We start from the raw sequence: 9,054 nt of genomic DNA, 5'->3' as shown, positions 1-9,054 counted from the left end.
GGTGCTGCGGACCCGGGCTTCGAGCTGCTTGCGGAAGGCCTCGATCCTGTCGAACATCTCCCCGATCTGATCGAAGATGCTTTCGATGGCCAGCAGGTCGTCGGCAGCGGCCATTCGACCGTCCTCGATGTCGGCTGCCATGCTGGAAGCTGTGTACTCCTCGGCAAGGACCTGCATGGTTTCCGGGGTGTAGCTCCGCGCGAGATCGACGATGGCGTCGCGGAAGCGGTACGGATGGTTAACGGTGAGGATGGACTCGAAATCCTTCAGCAGGACTCGACGAAATCCTCGAAAAAGGTTGCCAGCCGGGTAGCGACTGTTTTCGACTCCATGACGGTCCGTCGGACGCGCTTCAGGTCGGCCAGTATGGCCCGCAGGCGCTTAGTGAACTGGTCGGCCTGATTGCGCGCCTCGCGTACGGCGAGCGCGGCTTCGCGCCGCTTGCGGTCGGTGATCTCGGGCCTCAGTTTTTCGACGGCCTCCGTTGAGGCGGATTTGCACGATCAAGCCGCCGAATCGCTCGAGAGATCCTTATTGAGGCTCGCGAGCCGCTCCGGAAAACCAGACCTTTCTCAAAACAGAAGCGAGCCGCCGCGAATACTATTGCTAGAAGACCTACGCGCCCTCGGTGGCGAGGGACCGACGAAGACGACCCTCAATATGTCGGTCCGACCGATGATCCCGAGATTGCCAACGCGCGGAAGCTTTCCAGCGCACCAAGATTGGCTATAGCGCGCGACGCGAGCTGGCAGCGAAGTTGAGGCGGGCCGGCTACCCTGCTCCTCCCCACATGGAAGGTATCGTCGTCAACGAACTCGCGCGCGCGGGACTTTTCCGGCTTCGCGCCACGCTCGTCGGTTCGATGGCCTATCGGACATACAGCGGCGTAGTCGGCCTCAAGCTGCCCGACGAGCTCGTGACGACCGAGGATATGGACATCGCGAAATTTTACGGCATCTCGATCCTACATCGATGAAAGCATGCCCGACATCGAAGAGATCCTGAAAAAGATGGATCCGACATCTGCGCCCTCATTCTCCCCCGATGAAACCAAGCTGTTCAGCGGTTTTGCCATTGCCACCGGCTTCAAGGTCGAATTCCTTACACCAAACCGTGGCGACGAGGACTACTCCTCCAAACTGACGCAGATGCATCCATTGGGGCCGTCCTTAGGAGCGCAGGTGTTGCGGCTCCTAGACTAACTGATCCATGAGCCCATCCGCCCTGTTGTCTTGCACGACGCCGGCGTGCCGGTCCTTGTATCGGCCCCGGAGCGCTATGCCGTCCACAAACTGATCATCGCGACCAAACGGAATGTGGTTCTTTGCGGAGAAGTCAAAAAAAGACATCAACCAAGCTGGCACGCTCATTCAAGCATTCAATGCCGTCAAACGTAGTAGCGACTTAGGCTTTGCGTGGATGGAAGGGTGGGAACGCGGAGCCAGATGGCGACGACGGCTTGGTGTTGGCGCCCTGCGTCTTTTGGATGACAGTTTCGACACGCTCGCGAAGGGCGTCGCCGAAGCGGCCAAACTCGACGGCAAGCCTGCAGAGGAGTACGGGCTTACGGGAGGCAAGGAAGGTCTTCTGGCGCGCGTTTCAATTGCGAATCCGACGGCGTCGCCGACGCCGTGATGCCAATTCGACATGTCGACGAGGCTCTCTCGCCCATCATGGGCGACGGCCCCCGGAAGCCGTGAGCGCAGATGTGCAGCCACGTTTTCCAGCGGTGAGGCGGCTCGGGTTTGTCGCCACATGCGTCTGTTCCTAGCATTAGGTGAGCGCGCCGTGCGTCCGCGGTCTGGTGAGCTCGCCGCCAGAGCGACCATGCGAGAACACGGTCGATTGAGATGCGCCGTTGAGCGAGCTTGATAGCGATGCGACGGGTTTCCTGGGTCGACCAGCGACGCCGCGCACGATCGAAGATGCCCGGATCGAGGCAGTAATCGTCCGCACCCTTGAGACGAAACCGCCCAAGGCCACTCACTGGAGCTCGCGCAGCATGGCGAGGGCCAGTGGGCTGTTGGTCTCGACGGTACAGCGGATATGGCGCACCTTCGGCCTGCAGCCACATCGGTTGGAGACCTACAAGCTTTCAAACCATCCTGACTTCGTCGCCAAGGTTCGCGACGTCGTCGGCCCCTACGTGGTCCCGCCCGAGCGAGCCATCGTGCTGTGTGTCGACGAAAAGCCGCAGATCTTGGCGCCGGATCGGAGCCGACCCTCGTTCCGCATGCGACCTGGTCAGGTGGAACGCCGCAGTCACGACTACAAGCGCCATGGCACGACATCGCTATTTGCCGCTCTCGATATCGCAACCGGCCGGGTTATCGGCAAGTGTTACGGGCACCACGGGCCACGGAATTCCCCAAGTTTCTGATGAGATCGAAGTCCCCGAGCCGGGTGATCTGGACGTCCATCTCGTCAAGGACAATTAGGCAACCCATAAGACGCCGCTGATCCGTAACTGGCTGGCCAAAAGACCGCGCTGGCACGTCCATCTGACGCCAACCAGCTCATCCTGGCTCAATCAGCTCGAACGTTTCGTTGCCCTCATCACCGAGCGCGAAATCAGGCGCGGCATCTACCGCAGCGTGGCGGAGCTACGTACTGAGATCACGTCCTTCATCGAACAGCACAACGCCGACCCCAGCCCATTCCGATGACCAAATCAGCTGACGACATTCTCAGCTCCATCGAACGCTTCTGCCTACACTGTGTCAGCCAAGGCCTAAAAGGCCATGAACTTCTGGTTTAGGACACTAGATTATGCGCGATGTCCCGCGTACGGATTTTCGCCCGAAACGTCCGCGCGCCTATTGCTCCGCCGATCGCGGGCAATTTCCAGAGAAAAATGAACTCCCAATGCAAGGCTGTCGAGTGGCGGTGTGCTGCCCCCGGCGCGCTCGCGAAAATTTCGCGCTTCAGGCTACGGTCATGTACCGCAGGTGATGATCCCGCAGCTGAGGCGGTTATCCCGGCATCGCTGTCTTCAGCAGCACAGCAGCTGCGATGGAAGTGGACCCGAGGCGACATGGGCATGTGCATCGGGAAAAACGCTCTTGGTCAGCTACTCGTCAGCGAAGCGGTTTAGCCAGGAAGGCTGCGCATTCTCGACTCTTCTATCGGAGATAAAATATGACGGGCATCGGCCGAGCTGGCAAATCGTACGTTGGAGCTGCAGGAGCCGACAGCACTGGGGTATCGAACAGTTCGAGCCTGGAGTTCGGCCTCGTCCCTGGGGAACGCAGTCAATCTTTCGAGGCCGTCATGGAGCGGATGCGCTCCGGGCCTCAAGATAGAACCGCGCCGCTCGTGAACCGGCAACCAACTTCGGATGTGGCGGCGCCAACACGAGATGAGGTTAAGGCAGCAAAGCGAGCGTTGGACTGCCTGCTTGAGGACCTTAGTACTTGTCGTAGGGCAGCCACGGGCGGCCGGACCTTGTCCGAGAGGCAAGAGCTGATCGATCAAGTCGTCAAAGCAGGCTTAGCAGTTCTGGACTACTACGCTGCTCTGCCCCCAGGTTTGGCGCGGCGCATTCTGCCCGACAATCGGGCTCGCCAGCTCCGCGATGAGACGCTGGGCGCGGCCGACGAATGTAACGCCGTGGCTGCTGCGATTTTCGATGACCTGGAGAAGAGCAGACATAAAGCAGCAGCCCTGCTCGGCAGGATCATCCGCACCGCTTCGCCTGACCAGCTGAACCGCGTGCTTTCAGGCGTGGAGCCCTACTATGAGCACTGCATGGAGTGGTGGAGAAAGAGGGCATTGCGCTCGGAGCGGATGCAGTCCGTCTGCGCGGCTACTGCCGACCTACCAAGCAGCACGCCCGAGTTGCGGAAGTCCGAAGAGGCCGCGCTACGACTGCATACCGGCTATGCACTCAACACGAAGTACAAGTATCTGGAATCGCAGATCACTCTCGCGCAGCTCTCCCTAGCGAGCAGGTTGGGACCAGCCGTCAGAGACGCCCTTATCGATGGAGACGGGCGAGTGCGTCTGCTCGGGACCTTCATCGAGGATGTTGTTCCGGCATTCGCCTCGACGGCCGAGGCCGTGATGAACCGCAACGGAGCGCCGCTTGACGCTGAGCACCGCGACGTTCTGGAAGGAGTCATGGAGCGGCTTTCGGAATTTGCATCAGGAGTGAGCGGCATGGTTGCCAGCCTGACGGACGCCGGAGCGGGAGCCGATGTTCCGTTAGAATTGCTGGACCAGATAGTGGAAGGTGCGTGGCTTACAGCGGACGAAGTCATGCGGCTGCTGGCACTTCAGCCAAAGACACCCGCCACGATTGAACCGCCGGCTTGGGCTGTGCTGCCGGAACATACTGCCGGGGTGGCCGAAGGCACTGCAGCGCGCAGGAAGGGCAAAGGCAGGCGCGCAGCGGCCGCAGGCGAGGGGAGTTCGACAGCTGGGGGCGCTGAGCCGCAGCTCGCCGGGTCCGACGCTGGCACGGGCTCAACACGCAAGGTTATCGTACTCTCGGATTTGGGTACAAAGAAACTCACGAGCGCGGAGGAGGCCCGCGCGCGGGCGTCATCGTCGGCGAGCGGAAACCTGACGATGTGGCAGGCTCCGCCCTCCAGAGAAGCGCTGACGGGACTGCTCAAGCGATTGGACGAACTTTTGCAGTTCGATCTGCCCGCTCAGCAAAGCGCCGTCTCGCAAGCGCGTCAGATGAAACCCGAGGACGCCGACCACGTCCTAAATATCGTCGTCGAGCGCCTCCACCGACAGGCCGCCGAGATCGAAGCCTGTGTAGCCGCGTTGGAGGAGCCTCGTCGAAGTGGCTTGCTCACGCCCGCGCAAGTGCCCGAAGTGCACGACAAGATAGTCCGGCTCAAGACGATGTATTCCGAGATGCAGGGACAGGCAAACTCATTGAAGAGGCAAAGAGCCGCGATCATGATCGATTGCATGAAGAGCTACGGCTTTCCCTCGCAGAAATACCTTGAAGGGTTGCGGGCGGCCGGGGAGTTGGAGCCTCCGGATCCTCCGCGCGCGTTGAGCGGCGATCCGGGGACGCTGTTCGAGATTAAGCTGCGGCCCAAGGCACTGCGCAACGGTGCGACGGCGAATCCGATGTGGGTGCACATCCATACGAAGCGGCCGGTACATGCGTGGCAGTTGGCGACGGCGGCTGACGCCGAATTCGCCGCTTGCCATGTGAAATCCAATGAACAGCGCGGCTACAATCGGCACTGGCAGAGCGCGCGAGCCGCGATGGGGCACGAAAACGTCGTGATCCACCGCGGCAAGCTCACGCCTGCATTCTGTAGGTCCTTGTTGAACAACGCAGTTGGCACGTCCGACGTCAGATAATTTGAGACTGATTAGGCTTTTCGCGAAGAGAGGCTCTGGGCTCATCTAAGTTAGCATTACAGTTTCATTTTTCGTCCGAGGTGAGCGCGGCGAGCGTCGGCCTGGTGAGCTCGCCGCCAGAGCGACCATGCGAGAACACGGTCGATCGAGATGCGCCGTTGAGCGAGCTTGATAGCGATGCGACGGATTTCCTGGATCGACCAGCGGATCAGGAACGATGTTTGGTGCGCCGGCGTCGCCTTTTTTTGAGCGCTGGCTCAGCATTGGCCCGATGACGGATGACGGCCATCATGGCGAAGGCCAGCATGATGAGTGTGACATGGCGATGCCCGCCATGCCAGGAGCGGCTTTCGTTGTGATCAAGGCCGAGCTCGTTCTTGGCGGTTTCGAAGCTGTCCTCGATGGGCGAGCGATGGCCTTCTACCGACACCAGCTTCTGCATGGAGGTGCCCTCGGGGCACCAACTGGAGAAGAAGGCCAAGCTGCCGTCGGCGATGTTGCGGCGGATCAGAAGACCCCGCGTCCATTCCCCGGCAAGGTCGTCGTTGTATTCACTGACGTCGAGATCGGCCCAACTCGAGATAGGCCCAGTCGTGCCAGCGCGGACCTTTGGTCCACCTGACGGCGGCGCCAGGCGTTCTTGGGAAGGTTCTGCGCGATCGCGGAGGCGGTGCGGGCGACAGGCTGCGGCTTGCCCCAGGAACGGAACACGTGATTGGAAGCAACACTCAGAACATAGCCTTTGCCCGCCTCGCGCAGCAGGGTTTCGATCTCGCCCGTGCCATACACGCTGTCCGCCGCCACGAACGAGAACGGCGCCCTTGCGGCGATTGCACGAGCGATCATTCGACGCGCGATCTTGGGCTGGGTCGCAAAGCCCACATCGCTCGGTACATGCGGTGCCTTCAGGCGAGCGGGGGCGTCCGTCCATTCCTTCGGCCGGTAGAGCGTGCGATCGATGAAGGCATGGCCATGCCGCGACACATAGGAGGCGAACACTCCGATCTGGCAATTGGTGATCTTGCCCGCCGAGCCAGTGTACTGGCGTGCGACGCCGCACGACGCCTTGCCCTGTTTAAAAACCCGGTCTCATCGATAGCCAGAACCGCGTCCTCATCGGCAAAAGTTTCCAGCGCGTACTCACGCAACAATGTCGCGCAGCGTGTCGGCATCCCACTGCCCCCGACCCCAGGATCGCCTGCTGGCGCCACGGGCCTGGATCGCCGGCAGCTTCAGCCCGCATCCAACTCGTCTTGCGCGGCTCGTTACCCAACAGTCCGTCGAGAAACCGTCACGCCGAGGCCGCCACCCGCTCCTGCGTAAACAGCGGACGGATGCGTTGCTTGGCATCTCGCAACGAGGAAGCCCGCAGCGTCAGCGTATCTTCAACCGACGCACCACCAATCATCAGATCCCGTATCATGGTCACCCATGGATTCAGAACTCACCGAAAATAGAAACTGTAATACTAGGACGATAGGGCTGCTGCGCCTTTCGGCTCTGGCTCCGTTTGCTTCAGGCGATCTAGGTAGCCGCGTGCGCGCGAAATCACCGCCTCGACGACCGTGTCCAGGACGGGATCGCCGCGGGCAGGCATGGCTTCGACTTCGGCCTTGGCTACCATTGCGTGGTGCGTCACGGCCTGAGCAATCTCGGAGACGCGACGGATCGTCTGTGTTGGAGAGAGCTTGCAGTCGATGGCGAAGCGCTCCCAGTGGTTTCGTCCAAGCTGATCAGCCTGCTTCTGCCCGCCGATCTTCTGCGCCATGTTGCGTGTGATCTTCGGATATGGCGCCGCACAGATGATGTCGTAGCCTGGCGCCATGGCGGCGCCGCGCGCCGATAGCATCAGCGAGTAATTTTTGGCATGGGAATCCGTGTTCCACACCATTGGATTGAAGATGGCAAGGTCGACGAAGCGGGCGGTCTCCTGTGCTGTCATGTGGCGCTGGGTCACGCCGACCATGTCGGCCAATGATGGTCCTTTTAGGCCTCTATCGTTGTTCTGGTACTTGGCAGCTGGCGGTCGGCCCAGGGCTTGGCAGAAGTCCTCCTGATGCAGCCGCCGCCACCTCTTGCCGTCATGACGGCGGTCATAGCGCTCAACCAGCAGGTAGCTACGTTCGCCTGCCGTCCCGGTCGTCACCTTCGGCGTCGGGATTCCGATCATGCGCGCGAGCGTCAGGCAGAATGCCTCGTTCTGGACGGCGCCAGGCAAGCGCTCGCCACCGGGCTTGATGATGTGGGTCGATGGCGCGCCGTCGATCGGTATGTACAGGGTGTCGCCATCCAGAGCGACGGCGAGCTTCGTCTGCACACCGGCAAGCGACATCGACACGCCATCTTCGCCGACGAGGAAGGGCTTGTGAGGTAGCTCATTGAGGATGCGCTCGAGCGCGGCCTTGTCGGGGATCTCTCGCCATTTTCCGGCGATCAGCCCGGTGCCCGGCTGTCCGACGGAGAGCGCGCCGGCGGTGTCGCGGCCCATCTCGGCAAGAAGGCCAATGACATCGGCCGGCGACTTGCCGAGCATATGACCTACGATCCCGAGAGTTGCGTTCTCCGGCAGCAGATTTGCCGCCCATGACAGAATTGCCGAGGCATCGTGCGACGCCCGCGAGAGCGGCATGGTGAGCGACACAGGGAAGGCGCCGGTCAGCCCGCGCCAGGATTCGGCATAGGTGAAGCCTGACGCTTCGTCGGCGGTCGTGATCCAGCCGACCTCTCGCGTCTCAAAGTAGACGGGAAGACGGTCCATGAGGCTCCTCCTCGTCGCTGTCGGGAATGTCCGGTGTCTCGGAAGTGTTCGCGCGGCGGGCTTGGGCATCCTTGAGAACATCCTCGATGCGCAGCCCGAGCACGTTTGCCACGTGCAGGCTGCGCCCGAGCTGACACGTGCTTTTTCCGGCCTCGAGGTCAACGATGAAGCGCTTTCCTGTCCCGCTCACCATGGCCAGCTCGTCCTGCCGGAGGCCCTGGCGTTTGCGTTCTGCCTGGATGAGGCGACCGAATGCTGCAGCGAACTCGGCGGCTTGGCGCGCGACACCGGTCTCGCCAGGAGCGTCGTTTCCGCCTGAGAGGGGAGTGCCCTTTGGACGCGTGTTCATAGCTCTCTCATCGTAAAGTTACCGAGCGGGAACTTTATGAGCTGAAACGGTGGATGTCCAGCGAAAAGTTACCGAGCGGGAATTTTGGCACAGTTCCAATGTTGAGAGGCAAAAAGTTACCGAACGGGAACTTTAACCCGGGGGTGGGGGCAACCCAGAAAGTTACCGATCGGGAATTCTGCTGCCAATACCAACTCTGTTCTTTGAAAATCTATGACGACCGGAGGGAATCCCCGCTCATCCCGTCCAGCGAAACATGGTCCTTGGCGTCCCTCGATGTGGCGACCTCCTCACGTTCGGCGAATGAGGTAGCGTCCTAATAGAGGTTTTTACGATCGCGATAAATGTGTCGGGGTCATACCGCCCGCTCGTGCAGTTGGCAGATTGTGCAACCCTGCGCGAACGCTTTCTCACCGCGGAAAGACAATCATTTCAGACCCATCAACAATCGCTGTCGATTTGGATCTATGCTGCGTGAGAACGATAGCACTTTACCTGAGTTAAGTGCCGCGCGCGCTTCGCAGCCGGGGTGGCAGCCAAGGCGACTGCTGCGTCACGCTGTGCGTCGATTGGATCTGCCGTTCCTGCGTCGCCGCGGCCTCTGACGGCGACTGCGCGG

At 61.0% G+C, this 9,054-nt stretch carries 6 protein-coding genes and 3 pseudogenes; 5 read left to right on the top strand and 4 right to left on the bottom strand.

The annotated features are described in order from the left end of the window. Window positions 1–455 (bottom strand): annotated as a pseudogene (locus ACM43_RS38890) (Wadjet anti-phage system protein JetA family protein); the annotation flags it as partial. A 335-nt stretch (window positions 456–790) separates the two neighbouring features. On the opposite strand from ACM43_RS38890, the gene ACM43_RS11915 reads away from it, so the two are divergent. The 5 genes and pseudogenes from ACM43_RS11915 (at window position 791) to ACM43_RS11895 (ending at window position 5,328) form a co-directional block, all read left to right on the top strand. After that, on the top strand, window positions 791–976 hold the full coding sequence (locus ACM43_RS11915; RefSeq protein ID WP_050996261.1) for a GSU2403 family nucleotidyltransferase fold protein: 186 nt from the start codon (window positions 791–793) through the stop codon (window positions 974–976). A 4-nt stretch (window positions 977–980) separates the two neighbouring features. After that, a pseudogene (locus ACM43_RS11910) lies at window positions 981–1,397 on the top strand (GSU2403 family nucleotidyltransferase fold protein). Beyond that, complete coding sequence (locus ACM43_RS11905) at window positions 1,315–1,635, top strand: hypothetical protein (protein ID WP_141697736.1); 321 nt, start codon at window positions 1,315–1,317, stop codon at window positions 1,633–1,635. The pseudogene ACM43_RS11910 and the gene ACM43_RS11905 overlap by 83 nt, the downstream one beginning before the upstream one ends. Window positions 1,636–1,858: 223 nt before the next feature. Beyond that, on the top strand, window positions 1,859–2,380 hold the full coding sequence (locus tag ACM43_RS11900; protein WP_193375223.1) for a hypothetical protein: 522 nt from the start codon (window positions 1,859–1,861) through the stop codon (window positions 2,378–2,380). A 758-nt stretch (window positions 2,381–3,138) separates the two neighbouring features. Then, complete coding sequence (locus ACM43_RS11895; protein WP_036031342.1) at window positions 3,139–5,328, top strand: hypothetical protein; 2,190 nt, start codon at window positions 3,139–3,141, stop codon at window positions 5,326–5,328. Window positions 5,329–5,536: 208 nt separating this feature from the next. Here the strand turns inward: ACM43_RS11895 and ACM43_RS11890 are convergent. From ACM43_RS11890 to ACM43_RS38885, 3 genes and pseudogenes are all read right to left on the bottom strand, one after another. Then, window positions 5,537–6,751 (bottom strand): annotated as a pseudogene (locus ACM43_RS11890) (IS701 family transposase). Between the two features lie 45 nt (window positions 6,752–6,796). Beyond that, on the bottom strand, window positions 6,797–8,086 hold the full coding sequence (locus ACM43_RS11885) for a type II toxin-antitoxin system HipA family toxin (protein WP_271540213.1): 1,290 nt from the start codon (window positions 8,084–8,086) through the stop codon (window positions 6,797–6,799). Beyond that, window positions 8,061–8,435, bottom strand: a complete 375-nt coding sequence (locus ACM43_RS38885) for a helix-turn-helix domain-containing protein (protein WP_442869296.1) — start codon at window positions 8,433–8,435, stop codon at window positions 8,061–8,063. Before ACM43_RS38885 ends, ACM43_RS11885 begins: the two co-directional genes overlap by 26 nt. Window positions 8,436–9,054: the final 619 nt, after the last annotated feature.

The sequence above is a fragment of the Bradyrhizobium sp. CCBAU 45321 genome (assembly GCF_028128975.1).
In the GTDB taxonomy this organism is placed as follows: domain Bacteria; phylum Pseudomonadota; class Alphaproteobacteria; order Rhizobiales; family Xanthobacteraceae; genus Bradyrhizobium; species Bradyrhizobium yuanmingense.
The sequence above is the reverse complement of the archived record's forward strand: the minus strand, read 5'-3'. Positions and strand labels throughout refer to the sequence as shown.